A 21358-nucleotide genomic window follows, 5' to 3' on the forward strand; every position below is an offset into this window, starting at 1 on the left:
TATTTATTCACAGGATCATCCACAAGTTACGCACCGTCGCCGTACCGCCACTTGAAGAAGGGGTTTGACGGGAGGGGGTAACCCTCTATAGAATTTCCGGTTCTTTCCGTCCACTTCATACAGGTGCCCCCATGGCCACCAAGCGCACGTTCCAACCCAGCAACCTCAAGCGCAAGCGCGACCACGGCTTCCGTGCTCGTATGAAGACCGCTGACGGCCGCAAGATTCTGTCGCGTCGCCGCGCTAAGGGCCGCAAAGTCCTCAGCGCTTGATTGCGTTGCCGCGTGATGCGGCAAATGCAACTCCGATCGTGAGCAGTGCCTTCCCGCGCAAGCGATTTCCTCGCTCTGCGCGGGTTCGTACGCGTGCCGAATATACATCGGTCTTCAACGGCGCCCGCCGTGTGTCCGACCCGCTGATGACACTCCACTGGCTGAACGGGGATACCCCCGCCCGGCTGGGACTTGCAGTGTCACGGAAGGTCGACACGCGTGCGGTCGGTCGTAACCGTATCAAGCGTGTGTTGCGCAATGCAACACGCCATCTCCGGTCGTGTCTGGCCGGTGGCGACTATGTGATAGTGGCCCGTGCGGCGGCCAAGACCGCCAGCAACCAACAGATCCACGAGGCGTTCGAGCGCCTGCTGCGCCGTGCTGGCGCATTGCCCCCTGCTGGCGTGAGCGGCACAATGCCGCCGCGCGAGGGTGTTGGACCCTTTCCTTTGAACGCGCCGGAAGCTGCTTCCGGTCGAGCCGAGCCTGCCTGCTGATGAACCAGACCCGTGTATTCCTGATTTTCGCCTGGCTGATGGTGGCCGTGCTGCTGTGGATGGAATGGGGTCGGGAAAAGGCGGCGCCGGATCCGGCAACCGTGGCCGCGACCCAGCCGGCTGTACCCCACGCCAATGATGTCGATCTGGCCCTACCGCCGGCCGGCAATGTGCCGCAGGCCACCGTGCCCGGCCAGACCGGTGCCGCGCCGGTAGCCGCTATGGAGGCAGCCACCACCGCACCGCGGGTGACGGTCACCACCGACGTGCTCAAGCTGGTGCTCGACGGCCGCAGCGTGCTCGATGCCGATCTGCTGCAGTTCCCGCAGACCAAGGCTGCCGGCAGCCCGCCGGTGCAGTTGCTGACCGAAGACGCCGCCCATCCGTACAGTGCCACCGCCGGCTGGGCCGGTCAGGGCGGCTCGCCGGTGCCCGGTGCCAACGGGTTCCAGCCGGCACAACCGGTCACCGAGGTGGTGCTGGCCGAAGGCCAGGACAGCGTCCAGGTGCCGTTCGTCTGGAATGGCCCCAATGGCGTCAGCATCCACCGCACCTACACCTTCAAGCGTGGCGACTACGCCATCGGCGTGAAGGATGAAGTGGTCAATGCCGGCACCGCGCCGTGGCAGGGCTATGTGTTCCGCAAGCTCGACCGCGTGCCGCCGGTGATCAGCAAGGGCATGACCAACCCGGATTCGTTCAGCTTCAACGGTGCCACCTGGTACAGCGCCGCCGATGGCTACCAGCGCCGCGCCTTCTCCGACTATCTGGACGACGGCAACGTCAACCAGACCATCACCGGCGGCTGGCTGGCGATGCTGCAGCACCACTTCTTCACCGCGTGGATTCCGCAGGCCGACCAGTCGGCGCTGTACCTGCTCTCGCAGAACGGCCCGCGCCATGTGATCGAAGCGCGCGGTCCGGGCTTCAGCGTGGCCCCGGGGCAGAAGGTCAGCACCGAGGCGCGCCTGTGGGTGGGCCCGAAGCTGGTCAACCAGATCGCCAAGGAAGACGTGAAGGGTCTGGACCGCGTGGTCGACTACAGCCGTTTCTCGCTGATGGCGGTGATCGGCCAGGGCCTGTTCTGGGTGCTCAACCAGGTGCACAAACTGGTCGGCAACTGGGGCTGGGCGATTGTCGGTCTGGTGATCCTGCTGAAGCTGGCGCTGTTCCCGCTGGCCAACGCGCAGTTCAAGTCGCAGGCCAAGATGCGCAAGTTCCAGCCGCGCATCGCCCAGCTCAAGGAACGCTACGGCGACGACAAGCAGAAGTTCCAGGTCGCCATGATGGAGCTGTACAAGAAGGAGAAGATCAATCCGCTGGGCGGCTGCCTACCGCTGCTGATCCAGATGCCGATCTTCTTCGCGCTGTACTGGGTGCTGGTCGAATCGGTGGAGCTGCGCCAGGCACCGTGGTTCGGCTGGATCCAGGACCTGACCGCGCGTGACCCGTACTTCATTCTGCCGGTGATCAACGTGGCGGTGATGTGGTTCACGCAGAAGCTGACCCCGGCCGTGGGCATGGACCCGATGCAGCAGAAGATGATGCAGTTCATGCCGCTGGTGTTCGGCGTGATGATGGCCTTCATGCCATCCGGTCTGGTGCTGTACTGGGTGGTCAACGGCGGCCTGAGCCTGGCCCAGCAGTGGTGGATGATCAAAAAGCACGGCGAAGACACGCCGAGCAAGGTCATCGAAGCCAAGTAACCAAAAGCCCGCCGCAAGGCGGGCTTTTCGCATGCGGCGCTAGAATCGCCGGCAGCCGCGTTCAGTCTCCTTTTTCCCGAGTTTGCCCATGCCCTGCGTGCCTTCGCGATCCCGTCTGCTGCTGCTTTCACTGGTGTTGGCCGCCTCCAGCCTCAGCGGTTGCACTGATCGGAGCGAGGCCGAGAACCCGGCGGCAACCGCCGCTGCGGTCCCTGCCGATGCAGTCACCGGGCCGGCGGCGGCGGCGCCGCTGCTGGCGGCACTGCGCGGACAGCTCGAGGGCCATCGCCGCATCATCGTGCTGCTGGCCGACGAGGCGCAGCAGTCGGCGGCGGATCGCAGTACCTCCAGCCGCATCGGCCAGCAGCTGTTCCATGACGGGCTGGCGCAGCGCGAGGCCATCGCCACCCAGTTCGACCGCCTGCTGCGCGGGGCCAGTCCACAACGTGTCGCCACGCTGTCGGCGGTGCTCGATTACATCGAATCGGCGCCGGAGCTGTTTGATGCCGATCGCCTGGCTTTTCGCGAAGTGTTGCGCGAGCTGCAGGTGCGCGTCGGTGCCGATTCCTCGCTGCCGGCGGTGAAGCTGCACCAGCGTATCGGCGAGGACCTGGAGGCACTCGATGCGATCGAGCGCAACTACAACCAGGAAATCACCCGCATCTTCAGCCGCTTCGAGCGCACCCGCGCCATCGACCTGAAGCGTGAGAAGTGGGAGGACTACATCGCCCACCTGCGCAAGCAGTACAGCCGTGAGGCGATCCTGCGCGACTACGGCGTGATCGAGCCGTACCCGATGTCGATGCGCGACAGCGAACGCGAGATTTTCGGCCGCGACCTGCCGGCCAAGACCGTGGTGCTCACCTTCGATGACGGTCCGCACAAGGCCTACACCGAGGAGGTGGTCGCCATCCTCAAGCGCTACGACGTGCCCGGCGTGTTCTTCGAGGTGGGCCGCAACCTGGGCACGGTGCAGGCCGATGGCAGCGTCGCGCTGGGACCGATGGCCGGTATCAGCCGCAACCTGATGGAACAGGGGTATGCGGTGGGCAACCACAGCCTGACCCACGCGCAGCTCTCGCGCACCAGTGGTGATGCGCTGCGCGAGCAGGTGCTGGCCACCGATACCCTGCTCAAGGGGGTGGATAGCCGGCGCGCGCCGCTGTTCCGCTTCCCCTATGGCGCGCGCAACGCCGAAGGCCTGCAGCTGCTGGGCGAAGCCGGGCTGAAGTCGATCATGTGGAACATCGATTCGATGGACTGGGCCGATCCGGTGCCCGAGTCGATCGTGCAGCGCGTGCTCGAGCAGGTGCACAAGGAGCAGAAGGGCATCATCCTGTTCCATGACATCCACGACCGCGCGGTCAAGGCATTGCCGCAGATCCTGGACCGGTTGATCGCCGACGGTTACCAGTTCGCCGGCTGGAACGGCCGGGATTTCACCGTCAGCCGCGCGCGCACGGGCGCCAGCAGCGATGCCACCGTCACCACCGGCTACGGAAAATCCTGGGCGATCGTCATCGGCATCGATGAGTACGCCAAGTGGCCGAAGCTCGAATACGCCGGGCGCGATGCGCAATCCATCGCCGATACGTTGACCGGGCAGTTCGGTTTCCCGTCGTCGCAGGTGATCGTGCTGAAGAACCAGCAGGCCACGCGCAACAACATCCTGGCCGCCTTCCATGATCGTCTGGCCGATGACCGCACCGGCAAGAACGACCGTGTGTTCGTGTTCTTCGCCGGCCATGGCGCCACCCGCCAGCTCGCCTCCGGTCGCGACCTGGGCTACATCATCCCGGTGGATTCGGATCCCAACGAGTTCGCCACCGATGCCATTGCGATGACCGACATCCAGAACATCGCCGAGAGCCTGCAGGCCAAGCACGTGCTGTTCGTGATGGACGCCTGCTACAGCGGGCTGGGGCTGACCCGGGGCGGTGGCAGTTCCTCGACGTTCCTGCGCGAGAACGCCCGCCGCAGCGCGCGGCAGATGCTCACCGCCGGTGGTGCCGACCAGCAGGTGGCCGACAGCGGCCCGAACGGGCATTCGGTGTTCACCTGGGTGCTGCTGCAGGCGCTGGGCGGCAAGGGCGACCTCAATGGTGATGGTCTGATCACCGGGACCGAGCTGGCCGCGTATGTGGCGCCGGCGGTGTCGGCAGTGTCAAAGCAGACCCCGGCCTTCGGCAGCCTGCCGGGTTCGCAGGGCGGCGAATTCGTGTTCCAGGTACCCGACAGCCAGGAATTCCTGACCGCCGACACGCGCCAGCTCTCGGCCGATGCGATCGCGCTCAACAGTCGCGTGGAAGCCGTGCAGGAAACCAGGCCCGGCGGCGACGCCAAGGCCCCGGTGACAGTGGCCGATCTGCAAGGGGGACGCAGCACGCTGCAAGTGCCGGCGGCGGTGCCATTGTCCGAGCGTCAGCGCGCACAGCAGGCCAATGATCGCGGCCTGCAGCTGTACCGCGAAAAGCGCTACGACGAGGCGGTTGCGCAGTTCACCGAAGCGCTGAAACTGCGCCCGGACTTCGCGCTGGCGGCCAACAACCTGGGCTTCGTCTACTACCGCCAGCAGCGCTACGCCGAGGCGGCGCGCTGGCTGGAGAACACACTGAAGATCGATCCCTCGCGGGCAGTGGCCTATCTGAACCTGGGCGATGCCTATTTCCATCTGGGCGACACCGCCAGGGCCCGGCAGGCCTACACCACCTATCTGGAGCTGCAGCCCACCGGCGGCAGCGCCGCCCAGGCCCGCGCCCAACTGCAGAAGCTGTAAGCCATGAATGAACTGTCCACCGGTCAGACCATTGTCGCCATTGCCAGCGGCGCCGCCGCCGGTGGTGTCGGCATGCTGCGCATCTCCGGCCCGCTGTCGCTGCGCCTCGCCGCTGCCCTGGGGTGTCCACCGCTCAAGCCGCGGCATGCGCATTACGCCAGATTCCGCGATGCGGCCGGGGAGGTGATCGACGATGGCATCGCGCTGTATTTCCCCGGTCCGCGCAGTTTCACCGGCGAGGATGTGGTGGAGCTGCAGGGCCATGGCAGCCCGGTGGTGCTGCGCCAGTTGCTGGCGCGCTGCATCGAACTGGGCGCGCGCCAGGCCCGCGCCGGTGAATTCAGCGAGCGGGCATTCCTCAACGGCAAACTCGACCTGGCCCAGGCCGAGGCGATTGCCGATCTGATTGCCGCCGGTGATGTGCGCGCCGCGCGGGCCGCGCGCCGGTCGCTCGACGGCGTGTTCTCGCAACGCGTGGACGAGGTGGCCGAGCAGCTGGTGCGGCTGCGCATCCATGTGGAGGCGGCGATCGATTTCGCCGATGAACCGCTCGATACGCTGGGCGGTGCGCAGGTGCGGGCCGGCGTGGAACAGGCGCGCGCGCTGCTGGGCCAGCTGCGTCTCGATGCCGAGCGCGGCCGCAAGTTGCGTGATGGCCTGCATGCGGTGCTGATCGGCCCGCCTAACGCCGGCAAGAGTTCGCTGCTCAATGCGCTGGCCGGCAGCGAGCGGGCCATCGTCACCGATATCGCCGGCACCACCCGCGACACCCTGCGCGAGACCATCCGCATCGACGGGCTGGAGCTGGAACTGGTAGACACCGCCGGTCTGCGCGAAGGCGGCGATGCCATCGAACGCGAAGGCATGCGCCGCGCCCGTGCGGAAATGCAGCGCGCGGATCTGGCCATCGTGGTGCTGGATGCCCGTGACCCCGAAGCGGGGCGCCTGGCCATTGGCGATGCCGCCACACAGGCGGCGCGCCAGCTGTGGATCCACAACAAGTGCGATCTGCTGCCGCAATGGCCGCAGGAGCTGGGCGCCGACCGCATCGCGCTGTCGGCGGCCAGTGGCCAGGGCCTGGAACAGCTGCACGCGCGCCTGCGCGAGATCGCCAGCGAGGGCGCGGGCGAGGGCCAGCAGGGCGAGTTCTCCGCGCGCCTGCGCCATGTCGAGGCGATCGCGCGGGCGGCCGAGCATCTGGAGATCGCCGCTGAGCAGTTGCGCTTTGATCAGCTGGAACTGGCGGCCGAGGAACTGCGGCTGGCGCACGATGCCCTCGGCGAGATCACCGGCCGGATGACCGCCGACGACCTGCTGGGGAAGATCTTCTCCAGTTTCTGTATCGGCAAATAACCGCGGCGGCGATGGTCCGCGCCGCACAATCGGCAGGAGCAACACATGTTTTCGCACATCGTGGTGGGTGCCAATGACATCACCGCCTCCAGGCGGTTCTATGACGCTGTGCTGGCCGCACTCGGCGCAAAGCCCGGTTTCATCGACCCCAAGGGCAACGTGGTCTACCGCCATCAGGGCGCGCTGCTGATCGTGGGGCATCCGCGCAACGGCGAGCCGGCAACGCCTGCCAATGGCGGCACCATCGGTTTCACCTGTGGCAGCCCCGGAGACGTGGACGCGTGGCATGCCGCGGGCGTCGATCATGGCGGTACCAGCATTGAAGATCCGCCGGGCCTGCGGCAGACACCGTTCGGGCCGCTGTATCTGGCCTATCTGCGGGATCCGGCCGGGAACAAGCTGTGTGCCGCCGGTCGCCCGGCGGCCTCCACGGGGTGAAACACCGCCGCTGCTGATTCCGGTGGCGCAGTGCCGGTGGGTGCTGCGCTGTTACTGGCAGGTTCGGCGGCAGGCCGCTAGCCTGTGGGCTGTTACGGGATCCCCCGTGTGCCGGAGCCAGTCCAATGCGCCATTGATGCCCCCGTCGTGATGACGGTCCCTTTCCGTCCCTGCTGCCGCTGGCGGCCGGGTGCTTCGGGCATCGATGGAAACCTGCATGACCCCTTCTGTATCCGTGACGCTTGATGGCGTCAGTTGGCACGCGCCCGATGGGCGCTGCCTTTTCTCCGATCTCAGCCTTCACCTCGATGCCCGGCCGACCGCGCTGGTCGGGCGCAACGGCGTGGGCAAATCCGTACTGGCGCAACTGCTGGCAGGGCAGCGGATGCCCAGCACCGGGCAGATCCGGCGTATCGGCCAGGTGCACTACCTGCCGCAGCAGATCCAGCCCGCCCCCGGACAGCGCGTCGCCGAACTGGCGGCTGTGGATAACGTCCTGCAGGCGCTGCGCCGGATCGAACAGGGCAGCATCGATCCGGGCGATTTCGAGCGGGTGGGCGAGCAGTGGAGCCTGCGCGAGACCTTGCAGCACGCCTTGGCGCAGGCCGGGCTGGAAGGCGTGGATGCCGATACCCCGGTGGATACGCTCAGCGGCGGTCAGCGCATGCGGGTGGCGTTGGCTGGCGCATTGTTGCAACCGGCCGCACTGCTGATCCTCGATGAGCCGAGCAATCACCTGGACCGCGCTGGCCGGCAATGGCTGGCCCGGCAGCTGCAGGCGCGTGGCAAGGGGGTGCTGCTGGTCAGTCACGACCGCCCGCTGCTGCACGGTGTGGAACGGGTGCTGGAACTGTCGGCGCAGGGGCTGCGCAGCTACGGCGGCAACCATGATAGTTATGCACAGGCCCGCACAGCCGAACGGGCCGCAACCCGGGCGCTGCAGCAGCAACGCCAGCAGGAACAGCGCAAGGGCGAGCAGGCGCTGCAGCAGCAACGGCAACGGCTGGAGCAACGCCGCGCGCGCGGAAGCCGGGCCGCGGCCAGTGCCAATCAGGCGCCGATCCTGCTTGGCGGGCAGCGCCAGCGCGCCCAGGCCAGCGCCGGCAAGGCACACCAGCAGTTGCAACTGCGTCAGCAGCAGCTGCAGGACAACCTGCAGCAGGCGCGCGCGCTGGACGAGCAGGCTGCGCCGGTGCTGCTGGCGCCGGTCGTCGACGCCGCCGCGCCGCCGTGGGTCGCCCGTTTTAAGCAGGTGCAGCTGCCGTATGTGGCCGCGCCGCTACGCGATCTGGATTTCGCACTGCGTCGCGGCGAGCGGCTGGCGATCAGTGGCTGCAATGGCGCGGGCAAATCGACCTTGTTGAAGGTGCTCGCCGGGCAGCTGGCGCCGTTGCACGGCAACGTGCAGATATCGGTACCGCTGGCGCTGCTGGATCAGCAGCTGCAGGTGCTGCCGCCCGGTCGCACCGCGCTGGCGGCGCTGCAGGCCTGCAACCCGCTGCTGGACGAGGCTGAGTTGCGCAGCCGTCTGGCCCTGCTGGGGCTGGATGCCCGGCAGCTGCGATTGCCTGCCGCGCAGCTCAGCGGCGGGCAGCGGCTGATCGCGGCGCTGGCCTGCGCGCTCTATGCCGATCCCCCTGCGCGGCTGCTGCTGCTCGATGAGCCGGGCAATCACCTCGATCTGGAAGCGCTGACAGCACTGGAAACCGTGCTGCGCCAGTACCACGGCACCCTGGTGGTGGTCTCGCACGATGAGGCCCTGCTGCAGGCCATCGGCATCAGCGCACGGCTGCAGGCCAATGCCGATGGCTGGCGCTGGTCGGCGTGCTGAGCCGGCCCGCCGTTCTTATGCATGTCATCCAGCGCGACGATACTGCGCGCCTTTCCAGATCAGGGCGCATTGTGGCGCCCACAGGAGCAACGGTGTCCAGGTGGTCGAGGGTGATGACAGTGGTGGCGGGCATGGCATGCTGCTGGGCGATGGAAACCGCTGCCGCTCCGGCTTATCCACACGCCCATGTCTATGCGCATCGCGGCGCCAGCGCCCTGCTGCCCGAACACACCCTGGCCAGTTATGCACAGGCTATCGCCGATGGCGCGGACTACATCGAACCGGATCTGGTGATGACCCGCGACGGGGTGCTGGTGGCACGGCATGAGAACGAGATCGGCAGCACCACCGATGTCGCCACGCGGCCGGAGTTCGCCGATCGCCGCACCGTCAAGTGGATCGACGGGCAGAGGGTGGAAGGCTGGTTCAGCGAGGACTTCACCGCCGCCGAGCTCAAGACCCTGTACGTGCGCGAGCGCCTGCCGCAGATCCGTGGCACCGCGTTCGATGACCAGTTCCGGATCGCCACGCTGGAGGAGATCATCGCCTTCCTGGTCCAGCAGGCCGCGCGGGCGAACCGCGGCATCGGGCTGGTGCCGGAGATCAAGCACGGCAGCTATTTCCGCGGAATCGGCCTGCCGATGGAGGAGAAACTGCTCACCGCGTTGCGCGCCGATTCCTATACCAACGTCGCGCCGGTGCTGATCCAGTCCTTTGAGGTGGCCAACCTGCGCGCGCTGCGCGCGCAGCTGGGAGATGCCTCCAACATCCGCCTGCTGCAGCTGATCGGCGCGCCCGGGCAGCAGCCGGCCGATATCGCACTGGCCGGAGGCACACTGACTTATGCACAGATGGGTACCGCGGAGGGATTGCGGGAAATCGCCCAGTACGCCGAGGCCATTGGCGTGGAGCGGCGCGCGCTGCGGCCATGGGATGACCAGGGGCGGCCGGGTGCTCCCACGGCGCTGATTGCCGATGCGCATGCGGCCGGTTTGCAGGTGGTGGCCTACAGTTTCCGCCCGGAGAACCCGTTCCTGCCGCCGGCGTTGCGCGCCGGTGACGCCAACGCGCGCAATCCCGATGGCGCGGTGGCGGAGATGCGTGGCTACCTGCAGGCGGGTGTCGATGCGCTGTTCACCGACGATCCGGCACTGGGCCGGCGCGCGGTCGATGGCGACGGCGTGGCACCTGCCTCGCCGTAACCCAACCGGCCGGCCTCGGCGCGGCGGCGCGGGGCTCACTCGCGTGGAGGCTGGTCCGGATCGCGGCGGCGCAACGGCACCACCACCTCGTAGTCGCGGCCCTGGCGCGGCTGCCACAACACCGGCACGTCGTGCGGCGCGCGCTGTTCCAGTTCGTGGTCGAGCAAAGCGTCCTCGGCCAGGGCTTCTTCTTCCTCGTCCTCCCAGCTGTAGCGCTTGCGCGGTGCGCGCGGGTCGGCGTTGCGGAACAGCAGCGCGGCGATCACCCCGGCCGCGGCGCCGCCCATATGGGATTGCCAGGATACCCCCGGCTCGTGTGGCAGGATGGTGATCAGCATGCTGCCGTAGAACAAAAAGCCGATCAGGCTGGCGGCAATGGCCGGGCGGTCGCGGCGCAACAGGCCCAGCACGAACACCAGGAACATCAGGCCGTGGGTGACGCCGCTGGCGCCCAGATGGTGGCTGCCGATATCGCCCAGCAGCCAAGCGCCCAGCCCGGAACCTGCCCACAGCAGCGGCAGCGCGCGCACGGTGGCCTGTGGATAAACGCTGCCGGCCAGCGTGCCCAGGATCAGCAGGGCCACCGCATTGGCGCCCAGGTGCTCGATCGAGCCGTGCAGCAGCGGCGCGCCAAGCAGGCCCAGCAGGCCATGGCTGTCCAGCGGGGCGACCGACCACGGCCGCCAGTCCCAGCCACTGCGCTGCACGGTGAACATCACCACCAGCAGCAGCACGAAACCCAGGCTCAGGTTGAAAGCGCGCAGCACGCGGCGGCGGTCGTGGGTGGCCGGGTTGTGGCCGGCGTCAGGCGCGGTAGGCGTATCCATGACCTCAGACCTTGCGGCAGCCCCGCCGATTGCAAGGGCGCCGCGGGTGGGAACCGGTGTGCCAGCGACGGGACAATCCCGCCGCCGGCAAGGCGGATCAGCCGTGCTTGTGCTTGGCCGGGATCTTCAGGCTCAGGATCACCGTGGTGACCAGGATCGCGGCGACCACGCCCAGCGACACCGGCACCGGGATCTTGAAGATGTCGATCAGCAGCATCTTGGTACCGATGAAGGCCAGGATCACCGCCAGCCCGTACGGCAGCAGGTGGAAGCGGTCGGCCATGCCGGCCAGCAGGAAGAACATCGCGCGCAGGCCCAGCACCGCGAACACGTTGGAGGTCAGCACGATGAACGGGTCGGTGGTGATGGCGAAGATCGCCGGGATCGAGTCCACCGCGAAGATCACGTCGGTCACCGCGATCAGGATCAGTACCACGAACATCGGGGTGAACCAGCGCACGCCGTTCTTCTCGGCCATCAGCCGGTTGCCGTTGTACTCGTGGGTGATGCGCAGGTGCTTGCGCATGAACTTCAGCACCGGGTTGTCATCCAGGCTGGGTTCCTGGCCGGCGGCGAACCACATCTTCCAGCCGGTGAACAGCAGGAACGCGCCGAACACGTACAGCAGCCAGTGGAACTGGTTCACCAGCACGGTGCCGGCGAAGATCATCACCGTACGGAGCGCGATGGCACCCAGGATGCCGATGATCAATACGCGTTGCCGCGCCGTCTCGGGTACCGCGAAGTAGCCCATGATCAGCAGGAACACGAAGATGTTATCCACCGCCAGGGCTTTTTCGATCAGGTAGCCGGTCAGGAACTGCAGGCCCACTTCATTGGCCACCGCCGCACCGGCGGTTTCGTTCAGGTAGTACCAGAGGCCGGCGTTGAAGGCCAAGGCCAGCGCCACCCAGCCCAGCGACCACAGCAGGGCTTCTTTGAACGTGACCTTGTGCGGACCGCCGTGGCGCATCAGCACCAGGTCGATCAGCAGGGCGGCGATGACGACGGCGATGAAGCCGCCCCACAGCCAGGGATTACCGATTGTCTGGATCATGGAAAATTCCGGTCATAAGAGGGTTCTTTGGACCACACAGGCCAAGAGCTGGACGCGGAATCGAAGGGAGACCGGGACAGAGCTTCGCCAATGCGGCGAAGGTCTTGCTCACAGTTCCGGTGATTGGAACTGCCGTTGCACCGGAACCTTGCGGCTCGAACTGACGGCGACAACGTCTGGGAGCTACTCCCCTTCTGCACCAGATACTGCGGCCTGCAGGCGTTGCAGTCAATGAATACGTGACGGGCAGGGGCCGGTGCGCGGCTACAATAGCGCCATGAATACCCCACTTCCCGTCGTACGCCTGAAGAACGCGTGGCGCTCCAGCCACCCGTGGATTTTCCAGAAGCTGGTCGAAAAGCCTGCCGTAAAGCCCAAGTCGGGCACCATCGTCGACGTGGTCGGCGTGGACGGGGAGTGGATCGGTCGTGGTTTCTACAACGGCCACTCGCGCATCGCCGTGCGCATCCTGGAAACCCATCCGGACGTGGCGGTGGATCAGGCCTGGTTCGCGCGCAAGATCGCCGCGGCCGTGTCGCTGCGCCGGGACGTGCTCAAGCTCGATGACACCACCAACGCCTGGCGGGTTGTCCACAGCGAAGGCGATGGTCTGTCCGGGCTGGTGGTGGACCGCTATGACGACCTGATCGTGGTCGAGTTCTTCGCCGCCGGCATGTTCCGCCACCGCGAGTGGATCTACGAGGCGCTGCGCGAGCAGTTCCCGGGCTGCCGTTTCCACAGCTTCGCCGACGAGCACGTGCAGAAGCAGGAAAGCTTCGATTTCCACGGCAACACCACCACCGAACCGGCGGTGATCACCGAGTACGGCATCAAGTTCCGCGCCGACCCGGCCGGCGCGCACAAGACCGGTTTCTTCGCCGACCAGCGCGAGAACCGGCAGTGGCTGAGCCAGCAGGTGGAAGGCAAGTCGGTGCTGGACCTGTGCTGCAACACCGGCGGCTTCGCGGTGTATGCCGCCGCCCGTGGCGCCAGTGAAGTGCTGGGCGTGGACATCGACCAGGACGTGATCCAGATCGCCAAGGGCAATGCGCGGTTGAACAACGCCAAGCCCCGGTTCGTGCAGGCCGATATCTTCCCGTGGCTGCGTGATGCGGCCAACCGCGGCGACCAGTACGACGTGGTGATCCTAGACCCGGCCAAGATGACCCGCGACCGTGACCAGGTGATCACCGCGCTGAAGAAGTACCTGGACATGAACAAGCTGGCGCTGGGCGTGGTCAAGCCCGGCGGCCTGTTCGCCACGTTCTCCTGCACCGGCCTGGTCGGCGAGCAGGAGTTCCTGGACATGCTGCGCCGCGCCTCGTACTTCTCCGGTCGCACCATCCAGATCCTGAAGGTGGCCGGTGCCGGCCCGGACCATCCGTTCATGGCCCACGTGCAGGAATCGCGTTACCTCAAGGCGGTGTTCTGCCGCGTGCTGGACTGACGCCGCAGCACGGCCGTTGCCCGTGGCAGCGGCCACAGCCGAAAAGGCGGGCCCTCGGCTCGCCTTTTTGTTATCCCCACCCGCTTGTGGATGAAATTCCCTGTTGACCGGCAAAGTCGCGGCCGTGGCCACATCGCGGGGTCGGTCTACGGTGCGATAGGGCGACAGGCGGCGTGCTTTCCCGACGGCGGGTGCCTGCAGGCCGGCGCCAGGCATGCCGTCCGTCACTGGCCGGCGGCGGCCCTGCGGCGCTATGGTCGGGCCTTTCCGTCGAAGGTGAGGCCTGATGATGCTGCGTCCGCTGTCCCTGCTGGTATCCCTGTCGCTGTGCGTTCCGCTGGCGGCGTCGGCCGTGGAGTTCAGCGCCGCCGAACTGGCCAAGGCCAGCACCTTGCAGCGCACGCTGCTGACCCTGGATTCGCATCTGGACACCCCGGCCAACTTCGCCCGGGCCGATTTCAACATCATGCGGCGCCATGACCACAACGCGCTGTCGCAGGTGGACTACCCGCGCATGGTCGTGGGGGCGCTCGATGGCGGTTTCTTCGCCATCTATACCGACCAGGGCGACCGCAGCCGCGCTGCGCACCTGGCCGAGCGCGACCACGGCCTGCAGCGGATGTTGCAGATCCACGAAATGCTGGCCGCCAATCCGGACACGTTCCAGCTGGCGTTGAGCGCCGATGATGCGGCGAAGATCAAGGCTGCCGGCAAGCGCGTGGTCTATATCAGCATGGAAAACGCCAGCCCGCTGGTGGCCGACCCCAGCTTGCTCAGCTACTACCACAAGGCCGGCCTGCGCCTGCTGTCCACGGTGCATTTTGCCAACAACGAGTTCGCCGATTCGGCCACCGATCCCAAGGGCGCCGAGTGGAAGGGCCTGAGCCCGGCCGGCAAGGCGCTGATCAACGAGGCGGTGAAGCTGGGCATCGTGATCGACCAGTCGCACGCCTCCGATGCGGTGTTCGATGACCTGATCGCGATGATGCCGGTGCCGTTCATCCTCTCGCACAGCTCGGCCAAGGCGATCTACCACCACCCGCGCAATCTCGATGACGCGCGCCTGCGTCAGCTGGCCGCAAAGGGCGGGGTGATCCAGGCCAATGCCTACGGCGGTTACTTGATCGATGAAGCCAAGAGCGCCGAGCGCAAGCAGGCCGAGGAAGAACTGGAAAAGCGCCTGGGCGGCTGGGAGCACATGACCATGGCCAAGGGCGTGGAACTGCGCAAGGCGATGGCCGAGCTCGACCAGAAATATCCACAGCGCAAAGCCACGCTGGAGGATTTCTTCGCGCACTTTGGCCACATGCTGGACGTGGTCGGCCCGGACCATGTCGGCATCGGCATGGACTGGGACGGCGGTGGCGGCGTGACCGGCATGGAAGACGCCGCCGACCTGCCCAAGATCACCGCCTGGATGCAGCGCCGGGGCCTGAGCGAGGCGCAGATCGCCAACATCTGGAGCGGCAACGTGCTGCGGGTGATGCGCCAGGCGCAGGAGTATGCGGCCCCGCACGCCACACCCTGAGCCGCGGGCACGGCGGGGGTTATTCACAACCGGCGGTGGACAAGACCGCTGCCGGTCCGGTCGCGCGCTGTGCAGGGCTTCGGTCGCGGCTGCGGTTATCCACAGCGGCATGGGGATATCGGTTCCCGCGGCCAGGTCGCGACAACAAAAAAGGCGGGCCAATGGCCCGCCTTTCTATTTATCCACAAACAGGCTGTGGATTACTGCTTGCCCAGCACCGCATTGCGGCGGCTGTACAGCGCATAGACCACCAGGCCGATTGCGTTCCACGCCAGGAACCACAGCTGGGTGCGGGTGGGCAGGCTGAAGAACAGGTAGACGCAGCCGGCGATCGCGACCGGGCCGATGAGCCACGCCAGCGGCGCACGGAACTTGCGCTCGCGGCCCGGCTCGCGCCGGCGTAGCACCAGCAGGCACAGCCCCACCGCGGTGAACGCGGCCAGGGTGCCGGCATTGGCCAGCGCGGCGATCTCGTCCAGGCGCGCCACACCGGCCAGCGCGGCCACCAGCACCGCGGTGAACAGGGTGATGGTGACCGGGGTGCCGGTACGCTTGTTCACCAGCGACAGACTGCGCGGCAGCAGGCCGTCACGCGACATCACGAAGAAGATCCGGCTCTGGCCGTAGAAGAACGCCAGCAGCACGGTCGGCAGGGCGATGATGGCGACGATGCCGATCACCAGCGCGGCGGTGCCGTGGCCCAGTTCGCGCATGATCAGCGCCAGCGGCTCGGCGCTCTTGCCGAACACGGTGTAGCTCATCGCCCCGACCGCGGCCAGCGCCACCAGCAGGTAGATGATGGTGCAGCCGACCATCGAGCCGATGATGCCGATGGACAGGTCGCGCCTGGGATTCTTGGTTTCCTCGGCCGCGGTGGAGATCGCATCGAAGCCGTAGAAGGCGAAGAAGATGATCGCCGCCGCCGCCATCACCCCGCGTTCGACGCCGTCCGGGCCGAGCGACTTGGGGAAGCCGTAGGGCATGAACGGCTGCAGGTTCTCGACGTTGAACGCCGGCAGCGCCACGGCCACGAACACCGCCAGCGCGATCAGCTTGAGCACCACCAGTACCGCGTTGAGCGTGGCGCTTTCCTTGGTACCGGCCATCAGCATGCCGGCCACCAGGAAGGTGATCACGATCGCCGGGACGTTGAGGAAGCCGCCTTCCACGTGCGGGCCGGCGGCCAGCGCCTGCGGCAGCACCACGTTCCAGCCGAAGGAGCTGTGCAGCCATTCCAGGAAGCCGACGAAGTAGCCCGACCAGCCCACCGCCACGGTGCTGACCACCAGCGAGTACTCCAGGATCAGGCTCCAGCCCACCACCCAGGCGATGGTCTCGCCCAGCGCGCTGTAGCTGTAGGTGTAGGCGCTGCCGGCGGCCGGCATCATCGTCGACAGCTCGGCATAGGCCAGCGCCGCGCAGGCGCAGATCACCCCGGCGATGATGAACGACAGCAGCACCGCCGGGCCGGCCTTGTCGGCGCCCACGCCGATCAGCGTGTAGATACCGGTGCCGACGATGGCGCCAATGCCCAACGCGATCAGATGGGGCCAACTCAGCGAGGGAATCAGCCGGCGGCCTTCCTCGTGTTCGGTGAGCTGGTCGATGGATTTGCGCCGGAGCCAGGACTGCATGCGGACCTCACGGTTCGTGGTGATTCGGGAAAGGGGGCGAGTGTGGGCGAACGCAGTGCAGCAAAGCCAGAAAAACCCGCCGATCCACGGGGTTGTACGTCCAGGGCGCGGTCAGGTGACGGAACCGGCACAAAAAAACACGGGGCCGTCAGGCGCTCCGGCGCGGGTGGGCCAGCAGGTAGTGGCGCAGTGCCACCGCCTGGTTGTGCTGCTCATCGCGTGCGCCGAACACCAGCGTCACCGGGCCGGCATCGAGCGCATCGCGCAGCGGTGCCAGCCGCTGTGGCTGCGCGGCCAGTTCCTGCCAGTAGCGCCGGCGGAACGCATCCCAATGCTCGGCGCGGTGGTCGAACCACTGGCGCAGTTCATCGCTGGGCGCGACCTCCTTCAGCCAGGTCGCCTGCAGCCGTTCGCGGCTGACCCCGCGCGGCCACAGGCGGTCGACCAGGAAGCGCTGGCCATCGTCGGCCGTGGCCGGTTCATAGGCGCGTTTGCAATGGATGAGCATGCCGACCTCCGCAGCGCCGGAGCGTTTCAGCCTTCCAGACCCAGCCGCACCCCGAACCCGATCAAGCATACGCCGACCGCGCGGCGCAGCCACACGCCCACCCGCGGGTAGCCGGCCAGCCGCCGGGCGATGAACTGGCCGCCGAAGATCAGCACCGAGCACCAGCCGATGCTCAGCAGCGCGATCAGCAGCGCCATGGTTGCCAGCGTCAGGGCGCCGCGCTGCCGCGCCGGGTCGATGAAAAGCGGGAAGAACGCCATGTAGAACAGGATCGCCTTCGGGTTCAGCACGCCGACCAGGAGCGCCTGGCGGAACCAGCGGCGGCCGTGTTGGGCCGGGCTGGCGCTATCGGGGGGGGCCGGCTCGCGCAGCAGTTGGGCGCCGACCCACACCAGATAGCCCGCGCCGACATAGCGCAGGCCGGCGAACAGCAGCGGGTGGGCCTGCAGCAGCGCGGCCACGCCGGTAGCGGCGATCGCGATCAGGATCTGGTCGCCCAGCATCAGCCCGGCCAGCGTCGCATAGCCGGCACGCACGCCGCCGCGCGCGGTGGCGGTGAGCAGGGTGAAGGTGCCCGGGCCCGGCAGCATCAGAAACAGGATGACGGCCACCACGAAGGTGCCCAGATCGTTGATACCCATCCACGGCATGGGGGGACTCCGGGCTCAGCGCGCGCGCTGCTGGGCCAGACGCTGCCCGAGCGCGCCGACCAGCGCCGGCACGTCGTCGCGGTCGCCGGTGATGTCCAGCTTGCCCGTGCGCCAGTAGCCCCCCGGAACCGGCGCGGTGGCGGTTTGCGAGCAGGCGGCTGTGGCGGTGAACGGCCGCATGGCCAACAGGCGGGACAACAGCAGCGACAGCGGCTTCATGGCGGAGGACAACGGGTGGGGGCGCACATGATCGCAGATGCGGCGCAGCTGCTGAGACCGGGATGGCTACACTTTCCGCCATGCATACTGAAACCCTGATCCTGGCCAGCCTGCTGGTCGCCGTCATCGTCCTTCTGGTGTTCCTGTTCCGTCGTACTGGCGGTGCGGGACAAACGGAGGCACTCAATCGCGAACTGGATGGCCAACGCCAACGCACGACCGCCGCCGCGGTGGAAGCGGGGCAGCTGCGGGGCCGCCTGGAGTCGTTGGTCGCAGAGCTTGAGCACGAACGCAGCCAACAGGCCGAGCAGCAACGCTCGCTGTCGGGGTTGAGCCAACGCATCGAGCGCGAAGCGGCGACGGTGGCGGAGCTGGAGGCCAAGTTGTTCGAGCGCGATCAGGCGCTTGCCGATGCACGTGGCCAAAGCGTGGAGCTGATGGCCGCTGCGGAGCGGCAACGCGATGTGCTGCAGAAAGTACAAACCGAAAACTCGCGCCTGCATGCCGAGCTGCTGCATGCGCGCCAGGCACAGGAGGAACTGCGTAGCTGGGTGGGTTCGGCAAAGGAAAACCTCTCCAGCGCGTTCACTGAACTGGCCGGCAAGGTGTTCGAGGAGCGCGGTCAGCAGTTTGAAAAGAACGTGCGTGTGGCCACGGGACAATCGCGCGTTGACCTTGAAGCCATGCTCAAGCCGTTCTCGGAAAAACTCAGCGAATTCCGCCAGCGTGTGGACACGCTGTACAACGACGAAGCCCGTGAACGCGCCAGCCTGCTCGGTGCGGTGGGCGAGCTCAAGACCCTGAACCAGGACATGGCACAGCAGGCCGCCGCGCTCACCAGCGCGCTCAAGGGCAGCGCCAAGGTACGCGGCGACTGGGGCGAGCTGATGCTCGACAACGTGCTGCGTGGTTCTGGACTGGAAGAAGGCGTGCACTACGAGCGGCAAGCCCACGTCACCAATGACGATGGCGACAGCTTGCGCCCGGACGTGGTGGTGCGTTTTCCGGACCAGCGCAGTGTCGTGATCGACAGCAAGGTCAACCTGATCGCATGGCAGGAAGCGATGAACTCAGGCTCTCCGGAGCAGCAGGAAGATGCGTTGCGTCGCCACGCCGTGGCGCTGCGCCAGCACGTCAAGGATCTGGGCGACAAGAACTACCCCAAAGCGCTGGGCGGTGATGCGCTGGATGTGACCATCGCCTTCGTTCCGATCGAGGGCGCGCTGTCTGCGGCACTGGGTGCGGATATGGATCTGCAATCCTTCGCCTTCGACCGCCGTGTGGTGTTTGCTTCACCCAACACCTTGATGGCGCTGCTGCGGGTAACCGAACGCCTGTGGACGCGCGACAAGGTCCAGCGGCAGGCACTGGAAATCAGCGATACCGGCGGCAAGGTGTTGGATGCGATGGTCGCCTTCCTGGCCGATTTCGACGCGGTGGGCAAAAAACTGGACGAGGCCAATCAGTCCTTCGCCAAGGCACGCAACCGGCTCACCGATTCTCCGCAATCACTGTCCAACCGCGCACGGCGCCTGGCCGAACTGGGCGCCAAGGCCAAGAAGGCACTGCCACCGGAACTGCAGCCAGACACCATCCGCAGTCTGGCTGACGATGCCGACCAATCTGCTGACTGAGTAGCTGTTGTGCACAGCCCGGTCACATTGAGGCGGCCCGGGCCATCCGGGGGCGGCGGTGATGAAAATGAAAAACAGAGTGTTGATACCAGCGGCACGCAACGGACCGGTTGCCGATCTATGCTTGCGCTCCCCTCCCGATCAGGAACCGCTATGACCGCTTCCGTGTATGACATCCCGCTGACCACCATCGACGGCGCTCCGGCCTCGCTGGGCGACTACCGCGGCAAGGTGCTGCTGGTGGTCAATACCGCCTCCAAGTGCGGCCTGACCCCGCAGTACGAAGGCCTGGAAAAGCTCTATCGCGAAAAGAAGGACGCCGGACTGGAAGTGCTGGGTTTCCCGGCCAACAACTTCAACGGGCAGGAGCCGGGCAGCGAGGAGGAGATCAAGCAGTTCTGCGCGCTGACCTATGACGTGAGTTTTCCGATGTTCGCCAAGATCAACGTCGCCGGTGCCGACGTGCATCCGCTGTACCGTCAGCTCATCGCGGCCCAGCCGGTGGCGACCGGCGAAGGCCCGATGCGCGAGAAGCTGCTCGGCTTCAATATCGAACCCAACCCGGCACCGGGCATCCTGTGGAACTTCGAGAAGTTCCTGATCGGCAAGGACGGCAAGGTGATCGGCCGCTTCGCGCCGGATACCGCCGCCGATGATGCCGGCCTGCGCCAGGCCATCGACGCGGCCCTGGCGGCCTGATCAGGCCGCGGCTTCGGCAAAAAGAACAAAAAAAGCCCGGGAATACCGGGCTTTTTTTGTTCTGGCGTTGCCGGTCAGTTGCCCCAGTCGGGCATCGGCATGGCGTCGACCGGGATGGTCGGCTGCTCTTCGTCATCGCGCTGACGGGCACCACGCAGATCCTTCTCGATCTGGTAGTTGCGGCGTTGCAGCCACGCATCGCGGGTAAGGGCGTACTCGTCCACCGCGGTATCGCGCAGCGCGTCCACCGCCATCAACTGAACGCGCATGTCCACCAGCTGCAGGCCCTGCAGGCCGATGCGGACCTTGTCCGACTCGATCGTGCGCACCGGTGAGAGGGGAATATCGCCGGCCATGCCGAACACGTCGCGCACGGTGCGCGGACCGAAGAACGGCAGCTCCACATAGCGTGAGCCACGCCAGCCCCAGGCCCCCAGGGTCTGGCCGAAATCCTCGCTGCGGCGCGGCACCATCGCCTTGCTGGCCGGATCGAACAGACCGCCGATGCCGAAAGTGGAGTTCATCAAGAAGCGGCCCAGCGTGTCCCAGGCATCGTCCGGGTGACCCTGCAGCAGCTGGTTGACCAGGGTCAGCGGCGAGCGCAGGTTGCTGAAGAAATTGGTCACGCCGGTGCGCGCGAAACGGGGCACCACGTTGACGTAGGCGGTGGCGATCGGCCGCGCCACCGCACGGTCCACCACCATGTTGAAGTGGTGCACCTTGCGGTTGTACTTCTCCCACGGGTCGTAGCTGGAGCGGGCGTTGCCGCCCGCCCCGGACTCGGCCGGCGCACCGGGAGCAGGACCACCGTACAGCGCCGCGAAATCGTCCTCGGCATCGGTAGGGGCGGCGGTCTGGCCGGTACCGGTGTCCGCCACCACCGGGGAGGGGGCGGGAGCGGGCGACGCCGGTGCGGTGTCTGCGGTCTGCGCGCCGGGTACCGGCACGATCGCGACCTCCGGGGTCGCAGCCGGGGAGACCAGGCGGTCTGCCGGTCCGGCATCGCGGACCGGTTTGCCGGCACAGGCGGCAAGCACGGCCACGCAGGCCAGCAGGGGGAGTGTGCGTAACAGGCTCATA

At 66.8% G+C, this 21358-nt stretch carries 19 protein-coding genes; 12 read left to right on the forward strand and 7 right to left on the reverse strand.

The genetic code is table 11. The features are described 5' to 3' along the window. Positions 1-131 precede the first annotated feature (131 nt). From rpmH to ACVOMH_RS11295, 8 genes are all read left to right on the forward strand, one after another. Positions 132-272 carry a 50S ribosomal protein L34 gene (gene rpmH / locus ACVOMH_RS11260; protein ID WP_006404565.1) on the forward strand — a complete coding sequence of 47 codons (141 nt, stop codon included), beginning with the start codon at positions 132-134 and terminating at the stop codon, positions 270-272. Positions 273-277: 5 nt separating this feature from the next. Beyond that, positions 278-769 carry a ribonuclease P protein component gene (rnpA, locus tag ACVOMH_RS11265; RefSeq protein ID WP_481522709.1) on the forward strand — a complete coding sequence of 164 codons (492 nt, stop codon included), beginning with the start codon at positions 278-280 and terminating at the stop codon, positions 767-769. Beyond that, complete coding sequence (gene yidC, locus ACVOMH_RS11270) at positions 769-2475, forward strand: membrane protein insertase YidC (RefSeq protein ID WP_481552006.1); 1707 nt, start codon at positions 769-771, stop codon at positions 2473-2475. The genes rnpA and yidC overlap by 1 nt, the downstream gene beginning before the upstream one ends. Before the next feature lie 88 nt (positions 2476-2563). Next, on the forward strand, positions 2564-5251 hold the full coding sequence (locus ACVOMH_RS11275) for a polysaccharide deacetylase family protein (protein WP_481552007.1): 2688 nt from the start codon (positions 2564-2566) through the stop codon (positions 5249-5251). Between the two features lie 3 nt (positions 5252-5254). Further along, entirely contained in the window at positions 5255-6604 is a 1350-nt protein-coding gene (gene mnmE, locus ACVOMH_RS11280; protein ID WP_481522367.1) for a tRNA uridine-5-carboxymethylaminomethyl(34) synthesis GTPase MnmE, read from the forward strand. 45 nt (positions 6605-6649) lie between these two features. Next, entirely contained in the window at positions 6650-7042 is a 393-nt protein-coding gene (locus ACVOMH_RS11285) for a VOC family protein (RefSeq protein ID WP_481552008.1), read from the forward strand. A 217-nt stretch (positions 7043-7259) separates the two neighbouring features. Continuing rightward, positions 7260-8873, forward strand: coding sequence for an ABC-F family ATP-binding cassette domain-containing protein (locus ACVOMH_RS11290; protein ID WP_481552009.1), 1614 nt, complete (start codon positions 7260-7262; stop codon positions 8871-8873). A 131-nt stretch (positions 8874-9004) separates the two neighbouring features. After that, a complete protein-coding gene (locus tag ACVOMH_RS11295) occupies positions 9005-10075 on the forward strand; it encodes a glycerophosphodiester phosphodiesterase (RefSeq protein WP_481552036.1) in 1071 nt (356 codons plus the stop codon). A gap of 35 nt (positions 10076-10110) precedes the next feature. On the opposite strand, the gene ACVOMH_RS11300 is transcribed toward ACVOMH_RS11295, so the two are convergent. Together ACVOMH_RS11300 and ACVOMH_RS11305 are read right to left on the reverse strand one after the other, a co-directional pair. Next, entirely contained in the window at positions 10111-10902 is a 792-nt protein-coding gene (locus tag ACVOMH_RS11300; RefSeq protein ID WP_481552010.1) for a rhomboid family intramembrane serine protease, read from the reverse strand. A gap of 97 nt (positions 10903-10999) precedes the next feature. Beyond that, positions 11000-11956, reverse strand: a complete 957-nt coding sequence (locus ACVOMH_RS11305; RefSeq protein ID WP_054659568.1) for a TerC family protein — start codon at positions 11954-11956, stop codon at positions 11000-11002. A 280-nt stretch (positions 11957-12236) separates the two neighbouring features. On the opposite strand from ACVOMH_RS11305, the gene ACVOMH_RS11310 reads away from it, so the two are divergent. Together ACVOMH_RS11310 and ACVOMH_RS11315 are read left to right on the forward strand one after the other, a co-directional pair. Further along, the gene (locus ACVOMH_RS11310) at positions 12237-13406 is read left to right on the forward strand and encodes a class I SAM-dependent rRNA methyltransferase (RefSeq protein WP_054659570.1); all 1170 of its coding nucleotides are present in this window, start codon (positions 12237-12239) and stop codon (positions 13404-13406) included. Positions 13407-13692: 286 nt separating this feature from the next. After that, a complete protein-coding gene (locus tag ACVOMH_RS11315; protein ID WP_481552011.1) occupies positions 13693-14934 on the forward strand; it encodes a dipeptidase in 1242 nt (413 codons plus the stop codon). Positions 14935-15134: 200 nt separating this feature from the next. Here ACVOMH_RS11315 and ACVOMH_RS11320 read toward each other — a convergent pair whose 3' ends face one another. The 4 genes from ACVOMH_RS11320 to ACVOMH_RS11335 all read right to left on the reverse strand — a co-directional run bounded on the left by ACVOMH_RS11320 (position 15135) and on the right by ACVOMH_RS11335 (position 17945). Continuing rightward, positions 15135-16568 carry an amino acid permease gene (locus tag ACVOMH_RS11320; protein WP_057506186.1) on the reverse strand — a complete coding sequence of 478 codons (1434 nt, stop codon included), beginning with the start codon at positions 16566-16568 and terminating at the stop codon, positions 15135-15137. 148 nt (positions 16569-16716) lie between these two features. Further along, a complete protein-coding gene (locus tag ACVOMH_RS11325) occupies positions 16717-17076 on the reverse strand; it encodes a DUF488 domain-containing protein (protein ID WP_481552012.1) in 360 nt (119 codons plus the stop codon). Positions 17077-17102: 26 nt separating this feature from the next. Beyond that, positions 17103-17726 carry a leucine efflux protein LeuE gene (gene leuE, locus ACVOMH_RS11330; protein WP_481552013.1) on the reverse strand — a complete coding sequence of 208 codons (624 nt, stop codon included), beginning with the start codon at positions 17724-17726 and terminating at the stop codon, positions 17103-17105. Between the two features lie 15 nt (positions 17727-17741). Continuing rightward, on the reverse strand, positions 17742-17945 hold the full coding sequence (locus tag ACVOMH_RS11335; RefSeq protein ID WP_481552014.1) for a hypothetical protein: 204 nt from the start codon (positions 17943-17945) through the stop codon (positions 17742-17744). 62 nt (positions 17946-18007) lie between these two features. Here ACVOMH_RS11335 and ACVOMH_RS11340 point away from each other — a divergent pair, with 62 nt between their 5' ends. Further along, on the forward strand, positions 18008-19579 hold the full coding sequence (locus ACVOMH_RS11340; protein ID WP_481552015.1) for a DNA recombination protein RmuC: 1572 nt from the start codon (positions 18008-18010) through the stop codon (positions 19577-19579). A gap of 153 nt (positions 19580-19732) precedes the next feature. Further along, positions 19733-20278: a glutathione peroxidase gene (locus ACVOMH_RS11345; RefSeq protein ID WP_054660073.1), complete on the forward strand. Its 546-nt coding sequence runs from the start codon at positions 19733-19735 to the stop codon at positions 20276-20278. 74 nt (positions 20279-20352) lie between these two features. Here the strand turns inward: ACVOMH_RS11345 and ACVOMH_RS11350 are convergent, their stop codons facing one another. Further along, positions 20353-21357: an MlaA family lipoprotein gene (locus ACVOMH_RS11350; protein WP_057506182.1), complete on the reverse strand. Its 1005-nt coding sequence runs from the start codon at positions 21355-21357 to the stop codon at positions 20353-20355. Between the last annotated feature and the right edge of the window lies 1 nt (position 21358).

This window comes from Stenotrophomonas sp. STEN013, assembly GCF_056760355.1.